This is a genomic window from Actinacidiphila oryziradicis, from assembly GCF_005047355.1.
Classification (GTDB): Bacteria; Actinomycetota; Actinomycetes; order Streptomycetales; family Streptomycetaceae; genus Actinacidiphila; species Actinacidiphila oryziradicis.
The window spans coordinates 1-24,639 of the sequence record NZ_SUMC01000106.1 but is presented as its reverse complement, the minus strand read 5'-3'; the positions used below and the strand labels follow the sequence as shown (position 1 = coordinate 24,639).

The window sequence follows — 24,639 nt, the reverse complement described above, 5'->3', positions numbered from 1 at the left end:
GACGCGCTGGAGGGCAAGGGATTGGTGGAGCGGCGCCGCAGTGAGGAGGACCGCCGCCGCAACGTCGTTGAGTTGACGGAGCGGGGCAGACGGGCGCGGGCCGATGCGGAGGACGCCCGTGAGGCGGCGGAACGCGAGTTCCTCGCCCCGCTCGGCGAGAAGGACGCGGCGCGCCTGGTGAAGGCGCTGCAGGTGCTGATCAGAACTCCAAACAGGCCCTGAAGGCCCTCATTCAACCGGAATGCCTCGGCGGAGGTCTCGGAGCCGGCCGAGGGCCACTGCAAGTTCGTTGCGAAGCCGTTCGTTCTCCTCGTGCAGTTTGCGGTTGGCGTCCCGCAGGGCTCTGACCACCGTCTCGTGTGACCTGGTGGTGATCCGCTGCTGATCGGGCAAAGCAGGTCGCCCCGTGGAGGGCTGCTTGTCAGCGAGGCCGCGCAGTCTGGCGAGCAATGGCGCCTGGGCAGCGTCGTAGAGGAAGGTCCGGGAGACCCCGGCCCGGGGCCGCGGGCAAGGCAGGCAAGACCATTCTGGACAACGGCGGCCACGGCTTCAGTGTCCTGGCCGCTCCCGACCTCCCGGCCTACCAACTCGGCGGCCCCCACAACGACAAGCTCGTCCCCGCCAAGTACAAGGACATCGTCCTCGGCAGTTGACCGGGACGCTCGTTGCGCACCCCGGCGGGAGCACGGCGGCGCCCGTCATGTGGTCATTGAGGCGGCACGCGCTCAGCTCGCTGCGGTGGCCGGTCTCGCAGGTCCTGCCGTTGCCGAAGCGGTGCTGGCCCCCTCCCACCGGTGCTGCGGCCGGCCATCGAGGAGATGGGCCGGGTCGCGCTGCGAATCGCGGCCAAGATGCGACAGATCTTGGAGACCAAGGACCCTAAGGCCGCGGCGGAACTGCGTTTCGATGACGATGTCATGGACGACGTCCACCGCAGCATCTTCCAGCACACGACCGACGGCGCCTGGCCCCACGGCATGGAGGCCGCCGTGGACCTGACCCTGCTCAACCGGTACTACGAGCGCTTCGCCGACCACGCCGTGAATGTCGCCAACCGCGTCATCCTCCTGGCCACCGGGGCCAACGCCCGGAAGTGACCTCCAGAATCAGCCGCCAGCACCCGGCCCCAGCCCGTCCGGCTGCGCCAAGGCCCGGGGCGTGGCCCATCCCACCGGGGCGGCCCCGGACCGGACCAGATCGGGCAGCGCCAACCCGCCGAGGCCGTCGACGGGCACGGTGAGGCAGGACCCGTCGGAAGTCAAGGTCTCCCGCACCCACCGCACGCTTGCCCCGTCGTCCTCCAGCGCCAAGCGGTGGGTGCCCGGCAGCCCCACGCACACCGCGACAGCGACCAGCAACAGATCCGCGAGCACCTCACCACCCGCCCGACGCTGCGCCTCGCCAGGCATCGGGACGGCAGCCGCGGGGATGTCGACGGCCACCGGCTCCCGCACGCCGGTCACCTCCAGCGCCAGACACCCAGAGCCGGCCTCCCACCCGATCCGCTGAATCGCGTCGGCCCGCACCAGCTGCTGCTCCCTGGCCCGCACCCACACGTCGCTCTCCGCCACGCCGACCGCCTCCCTCTCTGCCACTCCCAGCATGGCTGTCTGTCACCCTCGCGGTGGGCAGACGCACCGGCTGGCCGTTGACGGGCGGCGGCGGGTTCTGCCGAGGGACTGGTCCGCCTCCCCGCTGCTGTGCTGTCTGCCCCTGCTGGTCTGCGGGGTAAAGCGCGGCAGGTATCGCAACCGGCGTCCACGGGTCCCAGCGGGTGAGCGCGGTGGGAGGGGCGTACGCCGAGTGCTGGCGGATTTCCCGGGCGAGCCCGGGGCCGGCGGCAGCGCTTGGTGGTCAGGTGCGGGGAGAAGTTGTCGCAGACGATGGCGATGCGCACGTCAGCCGGGTGGAGACTGCGCAGGTAACGGCAGAACTCCAGGAACTTCGAGCGGTTCTTGGTCTCCTTGTTGTGGCCGTAGAGGCCATGATTCTTGGAACCAGCTGATGCGTGCCCCCGGGGAAGGCGTTGACCCGGGTCGCTCACTTACGACGGCCGTGAGAGCCGGTCAGGCGCTCGTGCGTGATAGGTGGTCGGGGAGGTCGGTGAGCTGTTCGATGCGGAGCACCGTCTCGTCTGCCGTCGGCGATGGTCCACCGGTGACGAAGTCGATGCCGCGGTCCAGCCATATGCCGGTGAGCCCGGCGAGGGCGGCTGCGTTTACATCGCTTTCCAGCATGTCGCCCACGTTGACCGTCTGCGCGGGGTCCGTCCGCATCCGCCGGCAGGCGGTGGCGTAGGCGACGGGCTTGGCCGCACCGAGCTCGGTTGGGGTCAGGACGGCTTCGAAGTATTCGAGGAGGCCGAAGCGGGCGAGCTTGGCGCGCTGCTGCTCGGGGTCCCCGTTGGTGAGAACAGCCAGACGCGGTCCTCGGGGAAGCCGTTTCAGGGTCTCCAGGCATGGCTGGACATCGGGATAGCACCGCCAGGAGTCCTCGAACACGGTGAGGTAGCGCTCGGCGATCCAGGCGTCCAGACGGCCGGGACTTGTCGGAACCGGCTCGCCGAGCATCGGCAGGAAGGAACGGAGCCTGCGTCGGTGGTGCTCAGCGAAGGAGCACTGACCGGCCAGGTATTCCCGCATGTGGCGCGCCTCCAGCGTCCACCACAACGTCACCAGCTCCTCCGATGGAGCCGTCGCATTCGGCGCGGCCTGGACGATCTGGCCGATCGTTTCCAAGACCGCGCTTCGATGATCGACCAGGGTGCCGTCCAGATCGAAGAAAATCACATCCGCCATAGGATGATCATCTCGTGGTGCCTGTCCCCGACGCCAGAAGGCAGGTATCGCGATCTTCCTTTCGGGATGGTTATCCAGTCACAACAGGGCGAACGTTGTCTGATGCGGCACTAGCTTCGGCTGCGGATCATCGACATCAGCAGCCCATGGCTTTCGGCGTCGGCGGCCACGACAAGGCCGCGGCCTGCCTGTCCGATCGGGGCGCCGTCGATCCCGGTGATTACACAGCCGGCGGCCTGGCACAAAGCGATGCCGGCGGCGAAATGCACGCTCCCGGACAGGTCGCCGCCATCGGTGACATACGCGGCGCGCTTGCCGGCGGCTACCCAGGCCAACGCCAGCGTCGTGGACACGACTCGCGGCCGGAACCGCTCGACGAAGCCCGGGCGGGCCAGCAGGTCCACGGCCCGGAATCCGGGCGCGCTCGGGAACGGCGGATCCAGGTTGACGTCCACCAGCTGGGTGGCGGAGGTAGGCGCCAGCTGCACATCGGCCCCCTCGTACCGCGTCCAGGCGGTCTCACCGTCGGTGAAGAAGACCTCGCCGCTGAACGGGTCGGCAACCGCCGCCGCCCCGTTCCGCAGCGCCACGTTGACGGCCACCAGCATGTTGCCGACGGCGTAGTTCAGTGTGCCGCACAAGGGATCCACCAACCATTGGCGCACAGCCTCGGCAAAACCCTGCTGCCCGCCCTCCTCGCCGAGCACCGCATCATCGGGTCGAGCGGAATGGATGACGCCGAGGATCGTCTTCTCAGCCTCGACATCGGCGGCGGTGGCGAAGTCCCCGGCGCCCTTGTCGATGCGGGTGAGCCGCTGGCCGTACATGTTGCGCACCACGTCCGCACCGGCACCTGCCGCAGCTATCGCAACCCCGGCATCGTCAAAGCCCGCATATGAGTTGATCATGTCGTGCAGAGTACCGGCGGCAATCATCCCCACCGGTCGGACCAGCATCGACCCGCTTGTCTGACCCGCCTGGTGGTCGTCCGATCATCCTGATCTTGATTCGAAGGTCAGGAGGAGAGGGTGATATCCGTGGAGGCCCAGTTCTCGTATAGCTGCCGCCAGGTAACAGCTAGACGTGAACTCACTGGTCAGAGCGCTGCCAAGCCGCCGCGGTGAACCGCGTATTTACTGCGGCGGTGAACATCGCCAACAGGACGACGTCCGCGTTTCCAGGTGAAAATGTACGCATTAGCCGCGACGGACCCCGGAGACTCGTCACTCTCAGCTACTTGTCTCCTCGCGGCAGCTATACGAGCGAACCCCCGACGAGCACGTCCAGGTGGACACCGGCGAGGAGTGCCGGGCATGCACGGACCCGGGAGGACCGGCTGCCCGCATGGTCAGCGGCGCCCGCTGCCTCCACCGCGCAGCAGGCCGAAGAGCCGACCGCCACCGAGCCGCCCACGCTGTCTGTCGTCCAGGGCACTCGGCAGGGCGTCAGGCAGGCCACCGCATCGCAGGACCGCCCGCTGTTTCCTGCCGTGGTGGACGACGACCCGCTGACCGCCGAGGAGCGACTGTCCGCCGAGGAAGCAAGGGCACTCCTTCGCCGCGCCGTCGTGGAAGGTGCCCACGGCGGCCGTCCCCAGCGTCGTCGCCACCGCGCAGGCTGACGGCCCTAGACGGCCGTAGGCGCACGAAGACCGCTCCGGGTGGGGGAAACCTCGCCCGAGGCGGTCAACGGCCCCCAGGCGGACGTCGCGGGCTACCCCGCCCGGACCCACCACCGCCACGACGATGACCAGGAGCACGGCATGACCGACACGAGCACCACCCCAGCGGATCGGCTGGTGAGACTCGCACTCGCCCCGGTGCGGCTCGACGTCATGTGCGGCTCTCTGGCGGCCTGGTCGCCGTTCCTCGGCCGGTTGGTTGGACCGACGGGAGCGTGAGAGGCGGTACAGCGGCTCTCTGGCGGGCGTAGAGCTGGCTGCTGCCGCGATGTGGCCGGGGCCGGTTTGGGTCGCTCCGCTTCCTGCGGGCCGTCGCGGTCCCTACGCTAGACACCAGGACCGAGCACCAGCCGACGGAGGATGCGATGAACTGCCCCAACTGCGGCGCGTCGATGCAACAGGGCCCACTCGGCGACTGGGCATGCGGGAACTGCGGCGGTACCGGCGTTGCCCCGGCGGCCCGGGAGCTGATGGTGTCGCGCTGCTACCGGTGTCAGGCCGACGTGGTGGACGGTCCCCGGGGCGGCTACTGCTGCGGCCAGTGCGGGGACGTCGTACCGCCGCTGCCCGACGTCGTCGCGGAACCGCTGGACGCTGAAGCCGTCGCGTAGGTCCGCCCTGCGGGACAGCAGATCAGGGCAGCGGACGCGGCCAACCTCGCCGAGATCCGCACGACAGTCCTGGAGGCCCTGGCGTCTGGGATGAACCCGGCTCAGGCAGCCCACCTGTCCGGGATCAACACCGCGACCGTGAAGCGGTTGGAGGACCGCCGCCAGGGGGTGACCTTCGGCCACCGGGGAGAGCGCCAATACTTGGACACCCGATCGGACAGCACGGCATCCGCCCGCCGCGCTCACTCCTCCGTGTTGGTCTGTCGGACCCGCCACGCCGTGCGGTTCGCGTACTGCCCGATCTCCCGCAACAGGTGCTCCGCCCGGCCCGGATCGGACACCAGCGCCTCGGCGACCACGCCGCCGCCGAGCTCGTCGTACAACCCGCCGCTGCCGGTCCAGGACCGACGCCAGCACCGCGACGGCCCGCGAGCCGTCCTCGACCAGCTCGGCGTCGACCACCTCGCCGTCGCCCTGGCCCTCGGCGTCCCGGCCCGTGCTCTGCGCGGTGACGGCCGCCTCGCGTGCAGCCGTGCGTACCAGGTACGGGACGTCCTCCGGGTTGGCGAGCCGCTTCGGCAGTGCACGGACCGCCTCGCGGATACGCGCCGCGGTGACGCGGCCGCTGTCCTCGGTCAGCGCCTTGTAGACGGCTGTGCCCGCTTCGAGGCCGTGCCGCTTCACGGCGGGCAGCAGCTCGCGGACCTGCGCCTCGTTGATGGGGTTGTCTCCAATTGGAGACAGAGCCGCGGCGACTGGCCACGCGTCGATCAGCCGGTAGGCGTGGGCGCGCTTCATGCCCCACCGGTCTTCCACGTACGCCTCGAACGTCGGGTGACTCTCGCGGTACAGGCGTGCCTTCTGAATGGTCGCCAGGGCCTTGCCGGCGACGGCCAGGGCGCGGTGCAGCCCGGCTACGGCCTGCTCGCACGTCACCAGGTCGGCCCGCTCGCTGTCGTCCAGGTGCTCAACGTGCCCCGGCCCATACGGCGCCGGCACTGCCTCCACGCATAGAGGGTGAGGTCAAGAGGCGGTGGCAGCCGCAGATCCGGGAGAAGGCGAAGAAGACGGCGGCCACCACCGGCGGCATCGTCATCGACACCCGCGCCCGGCTCGGCTACACCGCCCCGATCGGCACCACCGACCAGGACCGGATCCGCCACCTCACCGTGGCCCTGCCGCCGCAGTACGCCGCCCGCCTCTTCGACGCCCAGGAGCAGGGAGCCACCGACCAGGATCTCCAGAAGATCGCCGCCGAAGCGCTCAAGGAGGTGTCCTTCCAAGACGGCGGCCGCCGCGCCGGCAGCCTGGAGGAGGTGCGCTTCACCGACGTGCAGCACATCGACTTCGACCTGTAGGTCCCCGAGCACGGATGAGGGCCCGAACCATCGTGTGGTCGGGTAGCCGGATCACGTTGCCGTGACCCGGCTACCCGACCACACATCGGCGGTTCGGGCCCTCACACGCGTATCCGCGGGGGGACGGATATCCATGGGCGGCAGCCGCGAAGCTCGGGGGGGGGTGCCCCTATCTCTTTCGTCAAGCCCGGCGACGATGTCAGCCATGACGATGAGGGTGGGCCAGCCCACCTTGACCCCGGTCCAGTGGGCTGGCTCGTCCTGGAGCGAGCGGGCTGATCCTAAAGACTGTTGAAGTCGGGGACGGTGATTGAGCCGTCTGCGGCAAGCGGGAAACCTGGGTTGTGAGCGACTTCCCAGGCATGGCCGTCAGGGTCGACGAAGACACCTGCGTAGCCGCCATAGAACGTCGTGGCCGCAGGACGCGTGACGGTAGCGCCCGCTTGCTCCGCTGTCGCTATGAGCTCGTCGACTTCGGCTGGGGATCGCACGTTGTGAGCGAGTGCGATCCCGCCGAACCCAGCCGATTGGCGATCTTCAACGCCGCAGTCGAGCGCGAGCTTGTCGCGGGCCCACAGGACGAGCCCGAGGCCACCCGCCTGGAAGAAGACGGTTTCCTGAACCGTTTGCCCCTCCCAGCCCAGGGACTCATAGAACGACCGGGCACGTCCAAGATCGGCAACACCCAGCGTGATCAGACTGATGCGCTGTTCCATTTGGCTCACCCTATCCGGCCTCCGAGCCCTCGGAGAGGTCCCTGCGTAACTCACCGACGGAGCACGTCTCTTGAAGTGAAAGACGTCATCAGGCACGCAAGATCACCAGCACTGGGTTCGTGGTCACCACGTGGTGACGGGCTCGTCCCGTAGCTGCGCGGCCTGCGACACGGGTCAGGCTGCGGATGCCGGTCGTGATTCGTAGAAGGTGCCGTCGCGGAGCATGGCGAACAGGACGTCGATGCGGCGTCGGGCGAGGCAGAGGAGTGCTTGGGTGTGGGTTTTGCCCTGGGCGCGTTTGCGGTCGTAGTAGGTGCGGGAGGCCGGGTCTGCGAGGGAGGCGAACGCGGCGAGGAAGAAGGCGCGTTTGAGCTGCTTGTTGCCGCGTCGGGAGGGTTGTTCGCCGCGGATGGAGGAGCCGGAGATGCGGGAGGCGGGGGCCAGCCCGGCGTAGGCCGCGAGGTGTCCGGAGGTGGCGAAGGTGCTGGCGTCGCCGACGTCGATGAGGATGCGCGTGCCGGTCCTGACGCCTATCCCTGGCATCGACGTCAGGAGTTTGGAAAGAGGGTGGGCCTCCAGGAGGTCGGCGATCTGCCGTTCCAGGGCGGCGCGTTGAGACAGATGTGCGCGTAGTTGGCCGGCGAGGCCGGGCACGATGGTGGTGGCCGCGCCGGTGCCCGCGACGACGACGGTCTGCTCGTCGAGGGCGGTGAAGATGTCCTCGACCAGGCGCTCGGCCATCCTCGGTGCCTCGGGCCGGATCAGGGCGATCAGGCGGCGGCGTCCGGCTTTGCGGATCAGGGCCGGGGAGCCGTGTCGCTCCAGGATGGTGAGTACGGCCGGGTGCTGGATGCGCGGGCCCAGGACCCGTTCCAGCGAGGGGTGGATCTGGGTGAGCAGGCCGCGCAGCCGGTTGGAGGTGCGGGTGACTTCGCCGGCGAGGTCGTCGTCGTATCCGGCGAGCATGTCCAGCTCGGCGATGGTTTCGTCGGTGGCGGCCAGGGCGCGCAGGGTGTGGGGCATGGTGCGGGCGGCGTCGGCGATGATGAACGCGTCGCGGGCGTCGGTCTTGGCCTCGCCGGGGTAGAGGTCGGCGATCCGGCGCATGGTCAGGCCGGGCAGGTAGGCGACCAGGCAGCCCGCGTCGCGGGCGACGGCCAGCGGCAGGGCGCCGATGTTGGCGGGCTGGTCGACGACCACCAGCACGGTGCCGTACTTCGCGCTCAGCTTGTCGAACAGGGCCCGCAGCTTGGGCTCGCTGTTGGGCAGCCGCTTGTCGAAGACGGTCTTGCCGGCCGGGGTCAGGCCCCGCCCGTGGTGTTCGCCCTTGCCGACGTCCAGGCCGAGGAAGACGGCCACCTCACCGATCTCGATCACGTACAGCCTCCGCTGATGCGCTTGTTGCGTCCCCGGCCTTACCTGCGGCACCAGATGCCGGCATCCACGTTACGAAGGCCTGCCGTACCCGTCGCCGGGTCGGCGGTCGTGCCCCTAATCAGCGGTCTACCGGTGCCTCCGGTGCCCGGTGACACCACCCCCCGGATCATGCCTACGACAGGGGGACTCAGTCATGCCGGGCCCGGAGGCCGGGAGCCCCATTTCGGGGCCACGAAAAAGACATCCGATGCGGTTGATCTGTCAAGCCGTGCCGGAGTTCCCCAGGGGGTCGGCGGTTCCGCCGTGCCTCAGGCTGCCGCCGAGCCGGAGTCGGCTGTGCGGGGAAGGCCGATGGAACGGTTCTCCTCCATGACCCGGTAGCCGGCGCTTGTGTACAGGTTCATGGCCACCTCGTTGCCGCCCCACACGGTGAACATCAGCGCCGAGTCGCCGGCCGCGAGCGTGGCCTGCTCACCGGCCGCCATCGCGGCCCGCCCGTACCCCTTGCCGCGGTGCTGCTCGTGGACGTGCAGCGCGTAGCCGAAAGTGACGCCGGGGAGGAAGCCGTGCTTCAACCAGCCGGTGCCGATCTGCTCGCCCGCTGCCTCGAGCACCAGGAACGTGTTGTCGGGCGTCGCCAGGCCCTCGGGGATCAGCTCCGCGAAGTCGCGGTCGGACTTGCGTACGGCCTCCTCGGGGCTCAGGGCGCCCGCCCGGACGATGTCGCCGACGTAGGCGACCTTCTCGGAGGCGAGCCACTGGGGATATTCGGCCTCGGTCATCGGCCGTGCCGTGACGCCGTCGAGGGGTTCCGGCGGGAAAGTGATGAGGCGCATCCTGGTCTGGCCCTGGACGGAGTAGCCGTCGAACAGCTCTTCCGCAGGTTCGATGAGCCGTACGTCCAGCCGGCGTGCGCCGCGCTCCGCGCACCAGACCTCAGCCCAGGCGCGGGCGGCCTGCTCATGCCCCCGGTCGGCGCAGGGCGCGTCGACCCGGAGATCGCCGATACGGCCTGCGAGCGTGCCGTTGTCGTCGGCCACAGCCACGGCGACGTATCCCACCCGGGTCCCGGCGTCCGTGATTTCGGCGACGGTCCAGTCGCCGATGCCATCGCGTACGCCCTTGAGCCTGCGCTCCGCCGCAGCCGCACCGAGCCCTGCGGCAGCGTACGAGGCGCGAAGCCGCCGCTCGAAGTCCTTCTGCCATTCCGTGCTGTCACCAAGAGCGCTGAATTCCGTCACCTGATCACACTAACCACGTTGTCATGGAGCAGGGCTTGTGTTTTCGGTGTTGATACGCCCCCATAACTCGCATAGCACCCATAGGACTTGCGGGCAGCGCCCGAATACGTCTCGGAACAAGTCGATGCGGTCCACTGGCCCCTCGCGCCCCGGCCCGTACCGGCAACTGGCCGACCTGCCCGATCCGATGCGGTTGATCTGTCAAGCGGCGACAGGTAGGCCGGCGGTCTCGGGCGGTGGGAAGGCGGTTGCTTCGTTATAGCGCACGCGCTTGGTGAGGCAGTGGTGGAGGCAGCCGAGCAGGCGGTTGAAGAGGTTGCGCTGGGCGGCGGCGTGCCGGTCTCCAGCCTCGCGGCGACGATCGTAGTGAGCCCGGGCGCCGGGCGAGGCGGACAGGGCGGAGAAGGCCCAGAGGTAGCCTGCGGCGGCCAGTCGCTGATTCTTGACGCGTCGGGCCATCACCGCGAGGCTTCTGCCGGACGCGCGGGTGACCGGCGCGGCCCCGGCGAAGGCCTTGAGGCCCTTGGCGTCGGAGAAACGGGATCGGTCGTCGCCGATCTCGGCGAGCACCCGGGCACCGGTGAGGGATCCGAGCCCTGGGAAGCTGGTGATGATCTCGGCGTCCGGGTGCATGTCAAAAGATTCCACCGTCGCGGTGGTGAGGTCCTCAACGCTCTCGCAGACAGCCGCAAGTTGCCGTAACAGCGCGAGAGTCTTGCGGCCCATGGCCTGCTCGACCTGGGGCAGGTGCCTCATCTGCGGCAGCCGGAAGGCCTCGCGGAGGCGGTCTGCTGCCTCTTCGATGCCGCGCTTGCGGCCGGCTTTCCTCAGCAGTGACCGCAACTGGGGGCGGGTGAGTCTGGCGGCCTGGGCCGGGGTGGGGGCGGCGGCCAGGATGACGCGGGCGGCGGGTAGGCACAGCCCTTCGCGGGTGTCCTGGAAGGCGCCGAGGAAGCCGGGGAAGTACTCCCGCAGGTGGGAGCGGAGCTTGTTGCCGGCCTGGGTGCGGTCCCAGACCGCGTCCTGCTGGGCCCGGGCGAGCACCGCGATGGCCTGGACGAGTTCGCTGTCGGCTGGCAGTTGCCGGTGGACGGCCATGTCCGTGCGGAGGATGTTCGCCAGGACCATGGCGTCGAGGTGGTCGGACTTCTTGCGGGCGACCGCGTGGCGCTCCCGGTACCGGGCAGCGGCCATCGGATTGATCGCGTAGACGGGCCGTCCAGTTGCCCGCAGGCAGGCGACCAGCAGCCCGCGGGAGGTCTCGATGGCCACCGGGATCGGCGTGTCCGCGGTGTCGCCGTGGGCGGTGAGGAGGTCGAGGAGCTGTTGCAGGCCCGTGGCGTCGTCGTCGATCCGGGCCCGGCCTAACAGGGTTCCTTCGTGGTCGACCAGGGCGATGTCGTGGTGGTCGCTGGCCCAGTCGATGCCGCAGAACACTTTCATCGTGTGGTTCAGGTCCTCTCGTTCGGGGGCGGGTTGCTGCTGGTCGCAGCCGTGCGGGGGCACGCGTCTCCCTAATGGAAGGGCTCGATGGCCCTGCATCCGATTAGCCGTTCGTGACCCCAGCGGTCCGCAGGGCCCTCGGTCTGTGAGGGAGCTCGTGCGGCTCCTGGCTCTTTGAGAGGTGACCCCCGCGAACGGCTCGGACCACGGACTTCAACGATCTGATCATCGGACTGGATACGGCGTGCTCGTTGTGGTGGTAGCGGACGGGGCCGGGGGCCGGCTCTTGTCCAGGGGCTCAAGTCCCGGGGGTCTGCTGGCGACTTCCCCGGCACCGACCGCTACCACCACAACGCATGAGATGAGAAGCCGGAGGCCGCAGTCTTTTTCCAGACCTCGTGGGCCGGGTAACGGGTAGCGATCCACCGGCTTCATGGCCCATTAGGTAACGGGGGGGGGAGTTGCAGGTCTTAGCCGTCTCAGGCCGCGGCCGTTGGGTTCGTGGATTCGGTGGCGCGGCGGTATTCGGTGTTGATGCGCTGGGCTTCTTCGAGCTGGTCTTCGAGGATGACGATGCGGCAGGCGGCCTCGATGGGGGTCCCGTGGTCGACGAGTTCCCGGGCGCGGGCGGCGATGCGCAGTTGGTAGCGGGAGTAGCGGCGGTGTCCGCCTGCGGAGCGCAGCGGGGTGATCAGGCGGGCTTCGCCGAGGGCGCGCAGGAAGCCCTGGGTGGTGCCGAGCATCTCGGCGGCCCGGCCCATCGTGTAGGCGGGGTAGTCGTCGTCGTCGAGACGGTCGTACGAGTCGTCTGCTGTCATCTCGCCTCTCTCATGGAACGCTTGGAGGGGCCCTGGTGGCGTATGGCACCAGGGCCCCGAAGGAAACTGCTACACCATCTGCCGGCCCTGATACTGCGCCGACCTTGTGTTTCCGCAGACCCGACCGAGATGCTGTCGGGGGTGCGGGGATCGCGGTTGCTTGACCGGAGACCACCTCACTATCGATGTCCTGCGGTACCCGGGCTCAAGACTTCCGCCCGGGCGATCCTGATGGCGCCTGGCTCCTCCGTTCTTCCCTCTGGGACCAACTGCTGACCAAGCGGGGGACTGCGTACTGCTGGTGATGCGAACTACCCAGTGGCCTGCGATAGCGCCACTGTTCGGCAGCCAGCCCCGTCGCCCGTCCTGCGTCTGCTCTGGCTTGGAACCCCACTGCCGAACTTCCCGGTGCGCGCGTCCGCAGCCGACGCCTTCACCGAGGTGCTGCTCACTGACTTCACTGCTGGGTACTGCGAACTGCACTTACGGGTACTGCCACTGCGGTACTGCTCACGGCGGCCCCTGACTTACTGCGGGCCACCCGGTCCGGTCGTCAGTCCCGTCGCTGTCCTGCAACAACCCTGGCTTCGGAACTCCACCACCGCACCGTCCTGCGAACTGCAACTGCGTGTACTGCTGCCCGGCAGTTCGTCTCTGCCAGGCTCTGCTGTCTCTCTGGGCTACGAGAGAAACCATAACCACGCCACCACCCAATGTCTACTCCGGCCAACATAGATTTCCGTGCGTTCGACAGTGAGGTAATCGACTTCGAACAGCGACGGGGCAGGAGCAAGGCCGTCACTGCCGGGTTAACGGGCCGCAGGGGCACAAGCACCCGGCAGACAGGACCGGGCACAGACCAGGGTGACCTGATGGACACGATGAGCCGGCGTGTCTGTGAGCACGTGAGTTGGGACCACGGTTCCAAGGTCTTTCGGCCCCACCCTCGAACCGGCGGTCGACGGTTCGCCCGAGCCCCTGACGGATTCTTCTCGCTGGCTGCGCATGTGCATCAGCCCATCACCGGCCCGGCGGCCGAACGCCTGTCGGAGTGTGGCGTAGTGCTGAGGTTGCTTATTGATCTTGTTTGGGGTCTGGGGTTTTGCAGTTTGGTTGGGTGGTGGGTGCGTGTGGTGGGTGGTTGAGGTGGTTTTTGGGGTATGTGGTTGGTTGTTATGGCGGCTGGGTGTGGTCGTTGTCCTGGGTTTTTTGAGGCTGTGCAGTTGTCCTGGGTGGAGTGTTCTTTTCGGTGCAGTTGTTTTGGTGCGCCGTAAGGCATCCTCCGTGTGTTGCTGGGCGGGTTGTGGCGGGTTCAGTGTCTGTGGAGGCGGGCCCAGAGGGGGTCGTGGGTGGCGGGTGCGAGGCGGGGCAACCCCATTTTGTTGGCGAGGTGTTGGAGGAAGCGGGTCTGATCGGTTCGGGTCAGGCCGTGTGGGGGGATGTGGGTCAGGGCTGCCGCGAGGGTGAGGGTTTCGGGGTAGGTGACCAGGGTCCGGCAGGTGAGCGTGGGGGATGCTGTGCCGTGGTGGCGGGTGTGGGGGTTGGCGGCGGTGAGCCGGGCCAGGCGGGTCTGCCAGCGTTGGTTCAGGTGTTGGTGGTGGTCGTACCAGCGGGTGGTGATGGTGGCCGCCCAGGTGAGGGCGGTCGGGGTGGTCGTGGGGCGGGTAAGCCGCTGGTGGGCGTGGGTGAGTTCGGGCAGGGTGCGGATGTCGAGCGGGGTGGTGTGGCGGGGGTCGGCGCCGGCCTGCTGGTGCCGGGTGCAGATCAGGGGGGTGTGGGCGGGTGGGTATGCCCATGCTGTGGTGGCGGTGCCGTGGCTGCGGTGTTGGACGCATGTGGTGCAGGCGCGGAAGGGCTGGAGTGCCGGTGGGGTGGGCTGCCAGTGTGCGGCGGGCGGGCCTGTCAGTGCCTCGGCGGTGCCGGTGCGGTCGGGCGGGCTGAGGCGGGGTAGGGCACGCAGCAGGTGCGGGTGGGGGATGCGGGCGTGGGCGGAAAGGCGCTGCTGGCCTGCGGTGTTGAGGTGGAGCTCGGCTGAGGGGGTGGTGCCGTCCGCGCTGCCGGGGCCGGTGGCCAGGTGGATGCCGAGGCCGTCGAGCAGGTCGGGGAGGGGAAGGCGCCAGGTGTGGGCGAGGCGGGTCAGGTAGGAGGCGGTGGCCTCGCCGGGTAGCGGCCGCACGCGGAAGACGCCCGGCGCCGGGTGGGCTGCTGCCGCCCAGGCCGCTGCCGGCGCGGGGGCATGGCTTGGTGCCGCCTCCTTCGGCGCGGTGGTGCTGCTGTTCACGCGGGGCTGCCTCGGCGGCGGGTGGTGGGGGTGCGGGGGCGGTAGTGCTCTTCGGCGAGGTGGTCGAGGCGGACTGAGTCCAGGGATGCCTTGGTGATTTTTTCGGTGCCGTCCAGGAGGGCTTCGATGGCGGCCTGGCGGATGAGGCGGGCGAGGCTGCCGATGCGTCCGGCGGTGCGTTCGTGCAGATACGGGGCGAGCCGGGGGAGGCTGCCGTTGCGGTGGGCGTGCAGGTCGAGGGCTTGTTCCATCGCGGTGATCAGATCGCGGAAGGGCTCGCGCGTGCCGAGGCGGGCAGGCAGCGCGCCGCAGTCGATCAGGCAGGCACGCCCGGCGAGCTGCGCCCCGCGCACGCCGCTGAACAGGGCGGTACTGGCCACATCGATCCCGGCGTACACGAATGTCGCCGGCACGCGCTCGGTGACGTCCTTGATCCAGTCGGCGGCCTCGGCGCCGCTGGTGGTGCGCGGGTTGAGCCGGTGGATCTCGTCGATGAGCACCAGACGCACGCCGGCAGCGGTGTAGGTGTGGCAGACGGCGGTGGTGATCTGGGCCTGGGTCATGCGGGCGGTGACGGGGATGCCGAGGTAGCGGGCGAACTCGGCGGCCAGCGTCTTGGCGGTGGCGGCGGGCGGCACCAGCACGTAGGCGACCGGCACACTCTCGTCGCCTGGGTGGGCGCGGCGGGTGTGGGCGAGGTGGCAGGCCCGCCCGACCTGCAGCAGCGCGGTCGTTTTGCCGGTGGTGGCCGGGCCGGTGACGATGAGGGAGGGGCGGGCGGTGACCGGCTGGTGCCGTCCGAGGATCATCACGGTGCGCACGCTGCGGGAGAGCGCGTCGAGGGCCGGGGTGCGCACCGTCACGAACGCCGAGTGGTAGGCCAGACGCTCCTCGACCGTGCGCGGTGGCTCTCCAGCTTGGGGAGGCGCGCTTGGGGGAGTGGCGGCGAAGCGGGCGAAGCCGTCCCAGGTGGTGACCGCGCCCGGCTCCACCGTTTCCTGCTCCTGGGCATCCGTGGCGCGGGAGGTGTTCACCACTGTTCGGCCTCCTGGTAAGCGTCATACAGCACGAACGTCCCCTGATCCGGGGTGAGTTCGCTGTAAGGCGCGCTGTCACGGTCTTCGATGCCGTCTGTCGGGCCGACGGCGTGCTCGAGGTCGTCGAGGCTGTCGCCTGCTCCCCACTCGGCCTGCGCCGACACCGCTTCGTGCGCTCCCGGGGCCTGGAGCCCGCCCTCGGTCATCGGCGCCCTGCCTTCTGCGCCGGCGGCCTTGGTGCTGGGCACGGTCGCCGGTGGGGCTGCTGGCGCGCGGACCCTCGATGCCGTGTTTCCTGCGGCCGCTGCCCCTGTGTTCGCTGCGGGTGCGGGGCGGGCGCGGCGCAGGAGCTGGTCGAGGGCGTCGGCGAGGTCGGCCTCGTGCTGCTCGCGGTCCGCTCGCTGTTCGACGGTGGCTTGGATGTGCCGCCAGGTGCGTTCGTTGAAGGGCCGGTGGACGTGGTCGCGGTGGATCCATGGCAGTTCGGTGAGTTCGCCGTCGGGCAGGCGGAGCCAGACCTGCCGTGCGTCGTGCGGGTTGTGGTGGACCTCCCATTTGCCGCCCCGGGAGGCGGTGGCGGAGGGCCGGCCGCGGTGCTCGTTGAGCACCGGCGCGTCGTAGGTGCGGTAGTTGATGCGGATGCCGCGGTCGGTGATCGCCTGCCAGCGCACGGGCAGCAGTTCCAGGTAGTCCCGCCCGCTCAAGGGAAGTGGCACGTAGCCGCTCACGGCGAGCAGGGCGCCCCACATCTCGTTGGGGGTGAGCGCGGTCTTGGGCAGCACCGGATGTCGCAGGCCTTCGTGGGGCCGGTTCTGCCAGGCGGTGATCCATTCATCGAGCAGGTCCTGCAACTGCGCTACCGTCCAGCACGCCTCACCGGCCACGCCCGGGCCGCGGCGGGTGACGTTGGAGCCGGTGTAACCGGCGATGTGCTGGCACAACAGGGTGTTGATGGCACCGAAGGTCCGCTCCACCGCGCCTTTCGCGGTCGGCTGCCGGGGCGGGGCGGGCTGCACGCTCACCCCCAGCGTCTCGCACGCGGCGACGAAGGCCTCGGAGACGAAAACGTGCCCGCGGTCGACGACGATGGTCTCGGGCACCACCACCGGCCGCGCCGCCGCGCCGGCCAGCCGTTCGTCCAGGGACAGCAGCCGCTCGTAGGGCACCGCCGCGTGCGCCATCGAAAGCGCCTTCGGCCAGCCGTCCCGCGCCGGGTGCGGTACCGCCATCTCGGCCAGCAGCAGCGCCGCGTCCACCGACTTGGTGCCTTCCGGGCGCAGCACGGCGGCCAGGATCGAGCGCGAGGCCACATCGAGGGCGATCGTCATCTCCGGCCGCCCCAGGCTGCCGTCGTCCAGGACCGCCATCACATCCAGCCGGGTGGTGTCGACCTGCACCATCTCGCCCGGCCGCAGTGCCACCGTCGGCGTAAACGGCCGGGCCGCCGTGGTGGCGGTGCGCGCCGGGCTGCCCGGGCGCTCCAGCGGGTCGGCCAGCGCGTTCACCAGCCGGTTGAACGTCGAGACGGGCGGCAGCTTGACCTTCGCCCCGTAGGTGTCGTGCAGGATCTGGCCAGTCAGCTCCCGCAGCCCCCGCAAGGTGCCCCTCGAGCGGCCCCGCTGCCGGCGCAGTGCCTCCAGTACGGCGGCCACCACCCGCTCATCAGTGCGCCCGGTGGGACTGGAAGACCGCTGGGTACGCCCGTCGACCAGCCCCCACAGCCCCTGCGCGCGGTAACGCGAGCGCATGCGGTGCACCGTGGGCCTGCTGACCTTCGCCCACCCCAGCGCGGTCATCTCCTCGGCCTTGGCCTGCTCGCGCTCGGCCAGCGTCCGCTGCTCGGGGTCGTACTGCGGCCGCGGCACGCCACCGCTTCCGGGGCCTGCGGGCAGGCCGGTCTCGACCTCGCGGATGTGCCGCTGCCACGCCAGAGCGCGCTCCCGCTCTTTGACCGGCACGGTCTCGAACAGGCCCCATTGCGGCGCCGAGGCCGGCGCCTGGACGCCGGCGACCTCGAAGCCGGGGTCGGCGAACAGGTATGCCGGCAGCACTGACGCTGTGGTCCCCTCCTGGTCGACCAGCCGTACCGTGGCGCCGACCAGGGCGGCGACCTGCCAGGTGCGGCCCTCAAAGACCACATGTGCCCCGGGCTCCACTTTCCGCCCGCCGGGCTTTCCGCTTGCCTTGCTCACTGCTCGCTCTGCTCCTGATCCCTGGTGCGGCCCGGCCCGATGACAGTGCGCTGGTGCAGCGGCCGGGCGAGATCCGTCTGCAGCCATCCCGCCCACAGTGCGTGGTAGACCACCGGCATCACCGCCAGCGGATCGCCCACCGCCGCGGCGCCCTCGGCCAGCGGCCGCGGCTGCGCGAACGCGCCCAGTACCGCCGTCGCGAGCTCTGGCCCGCCTGCGTGGCGCGGATGCCGGTATCCGGCCAGCCACCGAAGGTTCGCCGTCGTCACCGCCTCCGGCATCTCCAGCCGCTGGTACGACCAGCCGACCGCCGCGCACGCAGCCGCGACCGCTTCGGCGGCCCGCTGCGCGCGGGTCCCGGCTGCCCCGGCCGTGCTGGGGCAGTCGGCCAGCAGCCCGGTTCCGTCGGTGTAGCGGGCGAACAGTTGCGGTACCCAGGAGTGCACCTGCCCGTCGCCCGGGTCGCGCCAGACCAGCCGTACCGGACGCCCCGCCAGAGCGACGATGTCCGGGTTCCGGTCCAGGACCATGAGCTGGGTGCGCATTGCGGCTGATCCGTGAGTCACGTGCCGCCCGGTGGTGGCTGACCACCACCAGCCCGGCCCCCACCGCCGGCCCGGCACCACCGGGAACGCCGACACCGGCGGAAGCTCCTCGAACCGCGCGGCCTGGGCGGCGTCCAGCCAGCGCTGCTGGACCAGTTGGCCGGTGGGAGAGGCGAAGACCGCCTCCATCCCGCTCACCGTTCCCGGATCCTGCAGCGGGCCTGGCGGCTGTAATCCGGTGCCGTTCGGCGGCTGTCCGGCGTTGCTGTCGATCACGTGCTCCAGTCAAGCGGTCACCGGCCACGCGTATCGGCGAAACCGGCGAGTAGCCCTACTGATCGGCTGTTCCCTCCCTGGGCTCGGCAACGCCCGGCGCCTGCCCTGCTTCTTACCTGCTGAGGCCGTCCATGATGGTCTGTCACCGGTGCGTGCATCCAGTGCAGACCTCTGCCCTGCCGCCTGTCCGCAACGATGGCCGCGGAGCCTTCTGGCTATCCGTGGATCAGATGCCGGTCCCGCGCTCAGCCTTGTCCGCGGGCCGCGTCGGCCGGGGCAGGGCGCCGGTAGTACGCCACCGCCCGGCGGCCGCGCCGGTCGACGTAGGCCACCCGCGTGAAGGCCGCATCACCGGCACGGCCCGCCCGCACCTGGGCGGCCGACGCCTGCCGGGCCGCACGCTCGGCGTGCTCGTCCAGGTTCCGCAGCTGCACGGCGACCGGTGCCGGCCGGTGCTCCTTCTTCAGGAACCACGGGTCGTCCGGCCAGCCTGTTGGGGTGATCCCATGCTCGGCGCGGAACCGGCCGCGGACCACCGCGCCCATCCACGCCCCCAGAGCGCCGGAGTAGTCGGCTGGCAGCTCGGTCATCCAGGGCCGCCCGAGCCGCGCGGCCAGTTCACAGCCGAATGCCCCGTCGGGCCGGAAGGCCCGTACCGGGCCTCTGCCGCCGTGGTCGTCCCACACCTGCTCCTGAACCGCCGGATCAGTCAGCGCGCGGGCCACTGCGACCACCTCCGGGAAGGTGACCGCGTCGCGGGCGACGGCCCGCCACCACCAAAACCTCGGTCCGGCGTCCCCGCCCGCCACGTGGTGCAGCCGCGTCGGCCACACCGTCTCCTGATCCCAGGACAGGGCCTGTTCCCACCACTGGCACACCACCGCACGCGCCATCGCGAACACCCGCTCAGGATCGGCTCCCGCCTGCGCCGCCCGCCGGGCCACGCCCGCCCACCGCCGCTGCGCCGCCCACACCTGCGGGCAGTCCGCGAGGTCGAGGTGTTCCAACTCGTGGCCGTCTGCGGCGTCCAGCAGCCACCGCTGGTGCCGCCCGCACACCCGCGCCCACCGCGGCAGGTACCGCATCACCGGTGACGCCTGACCGGTACGCCGGGCCGTGCACAGCCGGCATCCGAAGGCGACCGGCCCCAGCGCCGTGGACGCCACCTGCCACCGGGCCAGCAGCCGGTCGTCGTCGGCTGTTTCGGCGAACGCGCCGGGCCCGTCCGGCCAGGACGGCAGCGCCCCCGCGAAGCTGTCCTCGCCAGTGCGCGACAGCCGCACCAGCGCCCGCTGCCCGGCCCGGTTGAGCAGCACCTCCGCGTCCGGCCGCGTCGCCCCGCCGGGCCCTTGGGGGCGGGCGTTCGCCCACTGCCAGCCGGGCAGCAGATCGCCGGGTGCCATCGCATACCGGGTGGCGATCCTGCACAGCAGCGACCACGTCGTCTCCCCAGGCAGGGGAGCGACCCGCAGCACACCCGCACCCATCACGCTCTCGCGCCCTCCATACGGCAACCCTTGACCCGAAGCCTGCCACCAGCTGGTGGGCACGACCTCCCGCCTTGTGACATTTGGTCAAGGGGACGCCTGCAGCCGTGGCTGTGGCCAGGTGGTCGCCGGTCCCGGGCGCCCCGGGGCCGGGTTGCCGTGGTGCCCGCCGTCCCCGGCACCCGTGCTGGGCACCGGGATTGTCGTTGTGCAGCTCTACGGGATGGCGCTTGTGATGGCGGAGATAGATGAACCCGAGGCGGTGGACTCGGGGGTCTGGTTACGCTCGGTTTATGCCGTCGTTTGCGGGTGATCCGCGTCATGAGCGTCTCGTTGCTGTCCTTGTGCCGTTGCTGCGCCGGTCGTGTCCGCCGGGTGGGGGCGGGTTCGGCGGGTCGTACGAGTTGAGGCTGGCTGTCGATGAGGCCGAGGAGTTGGGCGGGGTTGATCTGATCCGGTCTGCCATGCGTAAGGCCGCACGGTCTCTGGGCTGGTCGAGGCTGCAGACGTTCGGCGGCTCTTACCCCCAAGCCGCTCTCGCCGGCGTGGTGGATCAGCGGGAGATCCCGGAGGAGTTCGCCGCCGCTGTTGAGGAGTATCGGATGGCGTGGATGCGGGCTTCGGCCGAGGTGGTGTCGCAGACGATTCAGGACGGGAAGCGACGGTCAGTACCGGGCTCTGTGTTGGTGACGGCGCAGGAGTTTCGCGCTGCCTACGCCGAGAGTCTGCCGGGGTGAAGCGCGAGCGGGCGACACGTCTGCTGGACGACATGATCACGCGTCTCGAGCAGCACGGCTGGCCGCTGGGCCTGGTGGAGGAGGTGTACGTCTTCGGTTCGTACGCGCGCGGCGCGCTGGAGCCGAACGATATCGACGTGGTGGTGCAACACGGTACGGACAAGCGGTGGCTTGGTGAGTCGCTGCATGCGTCGATCAACGGCCGTGACGCGTATGTGGGTATGCGCCAGGCTCTGCGTGGCCGTACACGCGGCATTTCTTTCCAGTTCCGCGAGCGCGATTCTCTGCTCGCCGAAGGCTTCGAACTGTTCCTGCTGTGGCGCAGGGGCGAGCCCTTCTCCCTGGCCCGCGAGCGCCTTGCCTCGTTGAAGAAGGACCCTTCAGCAGGCACGGCACCCAGAGACCACATGCTTGCCGAGTTCGAAGGCATTGAACGATTGGTACCAAGGCCGGCGAGGATCGAGCTGTTCAATCGCCATGCAGCAGGAAAGATCAGCATTGTCCCTTTGAGGCTGCTCGATGGTGAGCCCACCGACCCCGAGGCTGCCCAGCATGTGCGACGTCGCTGGGTGGAGACAAGCCCGCTGCGCCGAGCCGCTAGCTGCGCCCTGCACGTTCTGGAGCAACAAGGTGTCGACTTGAACGACGTTGTGCTTCACGGTCAGCGGCTGTTCGGCCGTGGCCAGGCCGAGCGTTGTTTCGTCGACCTGGGCTGGAGCGGTTTCGGGTACATGGGGCGCCTTCTCGACGACGGATTGAGCTGGCTGGAAGTCATGCGCCCTCATTCCTCGAAGCCCATGGACGCACTCTTCATTCAGCCGCTCTCACGCCAGTAGCTACCCTGACGCTGAAACGGCTCTGGCAGCTTGCTTCACCACCCCTGTCTGCCTGCGTCCGGTTGCGCCTGGTGTCATGCCCATTCAATTCCGAGTTCGGTGAGTGCGGCGCGTTGTGCTTCGGTGAGCTTGTCCCGGCGGCTCTTGGTGTTGGAGATCCATACGCCGAGCCGATGCTCTACGGGCTGCTTCTGGCCCTCGACCACGATCGGTTCGAGGTGCCCGCGCGGCACCGGCACGTCGGCGCCCTCCCGCGCGATGTACTGCGCCAGGGCTGCTACGCCCCGCTGGAACGCCGTCGACGCCTTCCCCGCGCCAGCCGCGCTCTTCTTGGCCGGGGCGGGGGAGGGCCGCTGGGCGGGCTTCACGCCCAGGACGGTCAGCCGCTCCTGCTGCTCGGTGGACAGCTGCGCCCAGTCGCGGGCCTGTCGCTGAAGCCACTTCCCCAGATCATCGCCCTCGAAGAGGACGCCGGGGTGGATGTGGGGGAGGGTGCCGTCGGCGTCGACGAGGTCGGCGAGGACGCGGTAGTGGCGTTGCCAGTCCAGTGGCCAGGGGCAGTTCCAGTCGGGGTCGATGGCGGTGAGCTGCTGCGCCCGGTCCTCGGCCCGCTCGGGGTCCTTGCCCAGGCCTCCCTTCCTGCGCAGGTTGGCCGTGTGCTGCCCGATGGGCTGGGCGTCGTCGTCGCTTTCGCCCCAGAGGGTGTCCTGCCGGGGAGCGAGGTGCCCGTGGGCGCGGTGGTAGCTGCGAAGGGCCGCGAGCTTGGTCTCCCACGCTTCATCGCCCGGTTCCCACACCATGCCAGCCGCGTCGAGCTGCTCCTTGCGCCAGGGGTCGATTTCGCCGGCGCGGTAGGCGCGCCGCTGTTGGTGGACCCACCTGCCCAGCGGAAATGCCTTCATCACCCCGACTTCGAATTCGGTCTGGGTGTCGTAGGGGATGGCGTACAGGCCGGTGATCTCGTTTTCGGCCCGCCACCGGCGCAGCGCCTGGAAGCCTTCTAGCCACACCAGGGACTCGGGCCGGTAGACCCGGGTGCGCAGGAACGCCGCGATCGTCGCGGCGTCACGCGGGCTGGAGAAGTGCAGCAGCGCAGACTCCACCCCGGCCTTCGTGTCGTCCTGCTTCTGGTCCTCGCCGTCACCCTCGCCGGCGCCGACGATCCGGCCGTCCTCGTCACGCTGGACGTGTACCTTGCGCGCGCGCTTGCTGCGGCTGAGAGCACGGGAGGCGAGCTGCTCGACGAGTCGCTCATCGTGACTGCGCAGGCCCTGCAATACGGCTACAAGAGGGCGGAACGAGGCGGAGGCGATCATGTCGTCCGGGTCCTCGCCGGGCTCCAGGAAGACGGGCACGATGATGCGGGCGACCTTCGTCGTGCCGTCCGGGTTCGGGCGCAGGGCGCGTCCGATGTTCTGCACGATTTCCACCTGCGAGCCGCGGGTGTCGGCGAAGCAGACGGCTTCGACTCCCCGTGTGCCGACGATGTCTACGCCTTCCCCGAGGATTCGAACACTTGCCAGGAACGCCCGGTGAACCCGCTGGCCTTCCGCATTCATGCCGCCTGCGAACTCGTGGAGTACTTCGCGGCGCTCGCTGACGAGGTGGTCGCCGCAGAGCCATTGTGCCCAGATGCGGTTGGCGGGGACGTGGCGGTGGGGTTGGAGTTCGTAGAACTCGGCGTCGATCGAGGATGCCGGCAGTTCGGCCGCGTCCTCCAGGGCCTGGTCGGTCACCTCGTCTGCGTACAGGTCGGCGGCTGTCTCCGGGAGCTTGGCTGCGAACGCGGCGGCTTCTTCGACGCGGTGGTGGAAGGTCATGACGGTGTGGAGGTTGTGGGCGGCGGCGTGTTCCAGGAGCGCGGTTTGCAGGAGCGCGAGGCGTCGGCCGCGCAGTGCCTCGTCCGACAGTCCTAGGAACAGGTCGGGGTCCTGGATCTCCAGGACGTCGATCTCGAAGCCCGCGAGGATGCCGCGTTCGATCGCCTCTGAGAGCCCGAGTTCGTAGATCCATTCTCCGTAGGTGCCGTCCGGGTCGCTGGTCATGGAGGCGATTTCCAGCTCTTGGCCGTTCTTGCCGCGCTGTGGGCGGGGTGCGGCGAGGATGCGGGGGGTGGCGGTGAGGTAGAGCCGGTAGTCGGCGGGGACGCGCTGCTGGTCGTGGATGGCGGCCCAGGGCCGGCCAAGATCGCCAGCGGTTGTGTGGGCTTCGTCAATGACAGCGAGGTCGAAGGGGTCCATTCGCTGCCCGTACAGGCGCTCTCCGCCGGCCAGGGCGGCTTCCAGCGGTCCGCGGACGCGTCCCTGCCCCGTCATGTCCTCGGGGTCGTCCCGGTCGACCAGGGATGCGTACGTGGCGAACACGATGACGGGCCCGCTGCCGGCCCACAGCGCCAGCTGGATCGGGTTCGTGGTCGTGCGGACCCCGAGCTGCTCCAGGACGGCGTCGTTGTCCAGTGAGCACACCGCGACCATGGGGGAGCGGTGTCCGATGGTGCGCCAGGCCTGGGCGGTCTGCACCAGCAGGTCGAGGGTGGGCACCATGACCAGGATCCGGCCGTCCCGGAAGCAGTCCAGCGCGGCCGCGGCGGCCGTGTAGGTCTTCCCGGATCCGGTCGCGGACACCATGGTGGCCCGGGCCCCGTGTTCCGGCACAGGGTTCTTCGAAGGGAATCCGACCCACTGACGGATACGCGAATTCGCGTCGACCTGGTGTTCACGAAGCCGAATCGCAGACACTGGAAAAGCTCCGTTCTAAATCCCGGGGCCGTGAAAGGGAGGGGATGTGCCACCGTTCCGCCAAGTCTACATGCTGCATCTAGCTGATACACACACTACCGAGCCTCCCTCAGGCGAGCCCCCGTCACCCCCTCTTGTTGCCAGCCGGACCCGCGCAGCGGGTCCTGGTCCTGAAGGCGAAGCCGGAAGGACCCGGGTGTGGGGGAGCGCAGCGGACCCACCCCGCTGAGTGCGCAGCACTCAGCAACCCCCACACTTCAAGAACCCCTGACACACAATCAGTCAGCTCGTGCGAAGCACGGGCTGACGGCCCGCAACGCGGGCCGTCTCACTAGCTGTTGAAGCGAAGCGGAAACAGCTCGCCCCGGCGAAGCCGGGCACGGTGAGCGAAGCGAACCGCAATACCCCCGCGAAGCGGGGGTATTCACTTTGCACATCGCGCAGCGATGTGGTACCCGCTCCGCGGG

The 24,639-nt window shown here is 69.6% G+C and carries 22 protein-coding genes and 2 pseudogenes; 7 read left to right on the top strand and 17 right to left on the bottom strand.

What is annotated here, in order from left to right; translation table 11 throughout:
- The 3 genes from FCI23_RS45850 to FCI23_RS45835 form a co-directional block, all read left to right on the top strand.
- Positions 1-222, top strand: a 222-nt coding sequence (locus FCI23_RS45850; RefSeq protein ID WP_136729967.1) for a winged helix DNA-binding protein, incomplete at its 5' end; no start/stop codon positions are given.
- A 227-nt stretch (positions 223-449) separates the two neighbouring features.
- A complete protein-coding gene (locus FCI23_RS45840) occupies positions 450-653 on the top strand; it encodes a hypothetical protein (RefSeq protein WP_136729966.1) in 204 nt (67 codons plus the stop codon).
- A 141-nt stretch (positions 654-794) separates the two neighbouring features.
- Complete coding sequence (locus FCI23_RS45835) at positions 795-1,097, top strand: phosphate signaling complex PhoU family protein (protein ID WP_211265760.1); 303 nt, start codon at positions 795-797, stop codon at positions 1,095-1,097.
- Between the two features lie 9 nt (positions 1,098-1,106).
- Here the strand turns inward: FCI23_RS45835 and FCI23_RS45830 are convergent, their stop codons facing one another.
- The 5 genes and pseudogenes from FCI23_RS45830 to FCI23_RS45810 all read right to left on the bottom strand — a co-directional run bounded on the left by FCI23_RS45830 (position 1,107) and on the right by FCI23_RS45810 (position 4,407).
- A complete protein-coding gene (locus FCI23_RS45830) occupies positions 1,107-1,604 on the bottom strand; it encodes a hypothetical protein (protein ID WP_169317271.1) in 498 nt (165 codons plus the stop codon).
- Positions 1,605-1,834: 230 nt separating this feature from the next.
- Positions 1,835-1,981: pseudogene (locus tag FCI23_RS63365) on the bottom strand (IS630 family transposase); the annotation flags it as partial.
- 85 nt (positions 1,982-2,066) lie between these two features.
- Positions 2,067-2,798 carry an HAD family hydrolase gene (locus tag FCI23_RS45820; protein WP_136729964.1) on the bottom strand — a complete coding sequence of 244 codons (732 nt, stop codon included), beginning with the start codon at positions 2,796-2,798 and terminating at the stop codon, positions 2,067-2,069.
- Between the two features lie 110 nt (positions 2,799-2,908).
- The gene (locus FCI23_RS45815) at positions 2,909-3,706 is read right to left on the bottom strand and encodes an inositol monophosphatase family protein (protein ID WP_136729963.1); all 798 of its coding nucleotides are present in this window, start codon (positions 3,704-3,706) and stop codon (positions 2,909-2,911) included.
- A 440-nt stretch (positions 3,707-4,146) separates the two neighbouring features.
- Complete coding sequence (locus tag FCI23_RS45810; protein ID WP_136729962.1) at positions 4,147-4,407, bottom strand: hypothetical protein; 261 nt, start codon at positions 4,405-4,407, stop codon at positions 4,147-4,149.
- Positions 4,408-4,458: 51 nt separating this feature from the next.
- On the opposite strand from FCI23_RS45810, the gene FCI23_RS45805 reads away from it, so the two are divergent.
- On the top strand, positions 4,459-4,698 hold the full coding sequence (locus tag FCI23_RS45805) for a hypothetical protein (protein ID WP_136729961.1): 240 nt from the start codon (positions 4,459-4,461) through the stop codon (positions 4,696-4,698).
- A 107-nt stretch (positions 4,699-4,805) separates the two neighbouring features.
- Here FCI23_RS45805 and FCI23_RS45800 read toward each other — a convergent pair whose 3' ends face one another.
- A complete protein-coding gene (locus FCI23_RS45800) occupies positions 4,806-6,098 on the bottom strand; it encodes a hypothetical protein (protein WP_169317270.1) in 1,293 nt (430 codons plus the stop codon).
- Here FCI23_RS45800 and tpg point away from each other — a divergent pair.
- A pseudogene (tpg, locus tag FCI23_RS45795) lies at positions 6,083-6,448 on the top strand (telomere-protecting terminal protein Tpg); the annotation flags it as partial. The gene FCI23_RS45800 and the pseudogene tpg overlap by 16 nt on opposite strands.
- A gap of 281 nt (positions 6,449-6,729) precedes the next feature.
- Here tpg and FCI23_RS45790 read toward each other — a convergent pair.
- The 10 genes from FCI23_RS45790 to FCI23_RS45745 form a co-directional block, all read right to left on the bottom strand.
- A complete protein-coding gene (locus FCI23_RS45790) occupies positions 6,730-7,164 on the bottom strand; it encodes a VOC family protein (protein ID WP_136729959.1) in 435 nt (144 codons plus the stop codon).
- A 174-nt stretch (positions 7,165-7,338) separates the two neighbouring features.
- Positions 7,339-8,541: an IS110 family RNA-guided transposase gene (locus FCI23_RS45785; protein ID WP_136729958.1), complete on the bottom strand. Its 1,203-nt coding sequence runs from the start codon at positions 8,539-8,541 to the stop codon at positions 7,339-7,341.
- 308 nt (positions 8,542-8,849) lie between these two features.
- Complete coding sequence (locus FCI23_RS45780; RefSeq protein WP_136729957.1) at positions 8,850-9,782, bottom strand: GNAT family N-acetyltransferase; 933 nt, start codon at positions 9,780-9,782, stop codon at positions 8,850-8,852.
- A gap of 201 nt (positions 9,783-9,983) precedes the next feature.
- Positions 9,984-11,225 carry an IS110 family RNA-guided transposase gene (locus FCI23_RS45775; protein ID WP_136729969.1) on the bottom strand — a complete coding sequence of 414 codons (1,242 nt, stop codon included), beginning with the start codon at positions 11,223-11,225 and terminating at the stop codon, positions 9,984-9,986.
- Positions 11,226-11,704: 479 nt separating this feature from the next.
- Complete coding sequence (locus tag FCI23_RS45770; protein ID WP_136729956.1) at positions 11,705-12,043, bottom strand: MerR family transcriptional regulator; 339 nt, start codon at positions 12,041-12,043, stop codon at positions 11,705-11,707.
- A gap of 1,312 nt (positions 12,044-13,355) precedes the next feature.
- Entirely contained in the window at positions 13,356-14,324 is a 969-nt protein-coding gene (locus tag FCI23_RS45765) for a TniQ family protein (RefSeq protein WP_136729955.1), read from the bottom strand.
- On the bottom strand, positions 14,321-15,358 hold the full coding sequence (locus FCI23_RS45760; protein WP_211265759.1) for a TniB family NTP-binding protein: 1,038 nt from the start codon (positions 15,356-15,358) through the stop codon (positions 14,321-14,323). The genes FCI23_RS45765 and FCI23_RS45760 overlap by 4 nt, the downstream gene beginning before the upstream one ends.
- Positions 15,355-17,553 (bottom strand): Mu transposase C-terminal domain-containing protein, encoded by a 2,199-nt coding sequence (locus FCI23_RS45755; protein WP_136729953.1) that lies wholly within the window; start codon positions 17,551-17,553, stop codon positions 15,355-15,357. The genes FCI23_RS45760 and FCI23_RS45755 overlap by 4 nt, the downstream gene beginning before the upstream one ends.
- Entirely contained in the window at positions 17,550-18,374 is an 825-nt protein-coding gene (locus tag FCI23_RS45750; RefSeq protein ID WP_407646130.1) for a TnsA-like heteromeric transposase endonuclease subunit, read from the bottom strand. The genes FCI23_RS45755 and FCI23_RS45750 overlap by 4 nt, the downstream gene beginning before the upstream one ends.
- Before the next feature lie 245 nt (positions 18,375-18,619).
- Positions 18,620-19,861 carry a DNA-binding protein gene (locus tag FCI23_RS45745; protein WP_136729952.1) on the bottom strand — a complete coding sequence of 414 codons (1,242 nt, stop codon included), beginning with the start codon at positions 19,859-19,861 and terminating at the stop codon, positions 18,620-18,622.
- 293 nt (positions 19,862-20,154) lie between these two features.
- On the opposite strand from FCI23_RS45745, the gene FCI23_RS45740 reads away from it, so the two are divergent.
- Both FCI23_RS45740 and FCI23_RS45735 read left to right on the top strand, forming a co-directional pair.
- Complete coding sequence (locus tag FCI23_RS45740) at positions 20,155-20,598, top strand: hypothetical protein (protein ID WP_136729951.1); 444 nt, start codon at positions 20,155-20,157, stop codon at positions 20,596-20,598.
- Positions 20,595-21,434, top strand: a complete 840-nt coding sequence (locus tag FCI23_RS45735) for a nucleotidyltransferase domain-containing protein (RefSeq protein ID WP_136729950.1) — start codon at positions 20,595-20,597, stop codon at positions 21,432-21,434. The genes FCI23_RS45740 and FCI23_RS45735 overlap by 4 nt, the downstream gene beginning before the upstream one ends.
- A gap of 74 nt (positions 21,435-21,508) precedes the next feature.
- Here the strand turns inward: FCI23_RS45735 and FCI23_RS45730 are convergent, their stop codons facing one another.
- Positions 21,509-24,172 (bottom strand): DEAD/DEAH box helicase, encoded by a 2,664-nt coding sequence (locus FCI23_RS45730; RefSeq protein WP_136729949.1) that lies wholly within the window; start codon positions 24,170-24,172, stop codon positions 21,509-21,511.
- Between the last annotated feature and the right edge of the window lie 467 nt (positions 24,173-24,639).

Bases quoted from the DNA above. Each gene is read 5' to 3' on its own strand.
- FCI23_RS45840 (WP_136729966.1), top strand. From the start codon at position 450: ATGGCGCCTGGGCAGCGTCGTAGAGGAAGGTCCGGGAGACCCCGGCCC.
- FCI23_RS45830 (WP_169317271.1), bottom strand. From the start codon at position 1,604: ATGCTGGGAGTGGCAGAGAGGGAGGCGGTCGGCGTGGCGGAGAGCGAC.
- FCI23_RS45820 (WP_136729964.1), bottom strand. From the start codon at position 2,798: ATGGCGGATGTGATTTTCTTCGATCTGGACGGCACCCTGGTCGATCAT.
- FCI23_RS45815 (WP_136729963.1), bottom strand. From the start codon at position 3,706: ATGATCAACTCATATGCGGGCTTTGACGATGCCGGGGTTGCGATAGCT.
- FCI23_RS45790 (WP_136729959.1), bottom strand. From the start codon at position 7,164: ATGGAACAGCGCATCAGTCTGATCACGCTGGGTGTTGCCGATCTTGGA.
- FCI23_RS45775 (WP_136729969.1), bottom strand. From the start codon at position 11,225: ATGAAAGTGTTCTGCGGCATCGACTGGGCCAGCGACCACCACGACATC.
- FCI23_RS45770 (WP_136729956.1), bottom strand. From the start codon at position 12,043: ATGACAGCAGACGACTCGTACGACCGTCTCGACGACGACGACTACCCC.
- FCI23_RS45745 (WP_136729952.1), bottom strand. From the start codon at position 19,861: ATGGGTGCGGGTGTGCTGCGGGTCGCTCCCCTGCCTGGGGAGACGACG.
- FCI23_RS45740 (WP_136729951.1), top strand. From the start codon at position 20,155: ATGCCGTCGTTTGCGGGTGATCCGCGTCATGAGCGTCTCGTTGCTGTC.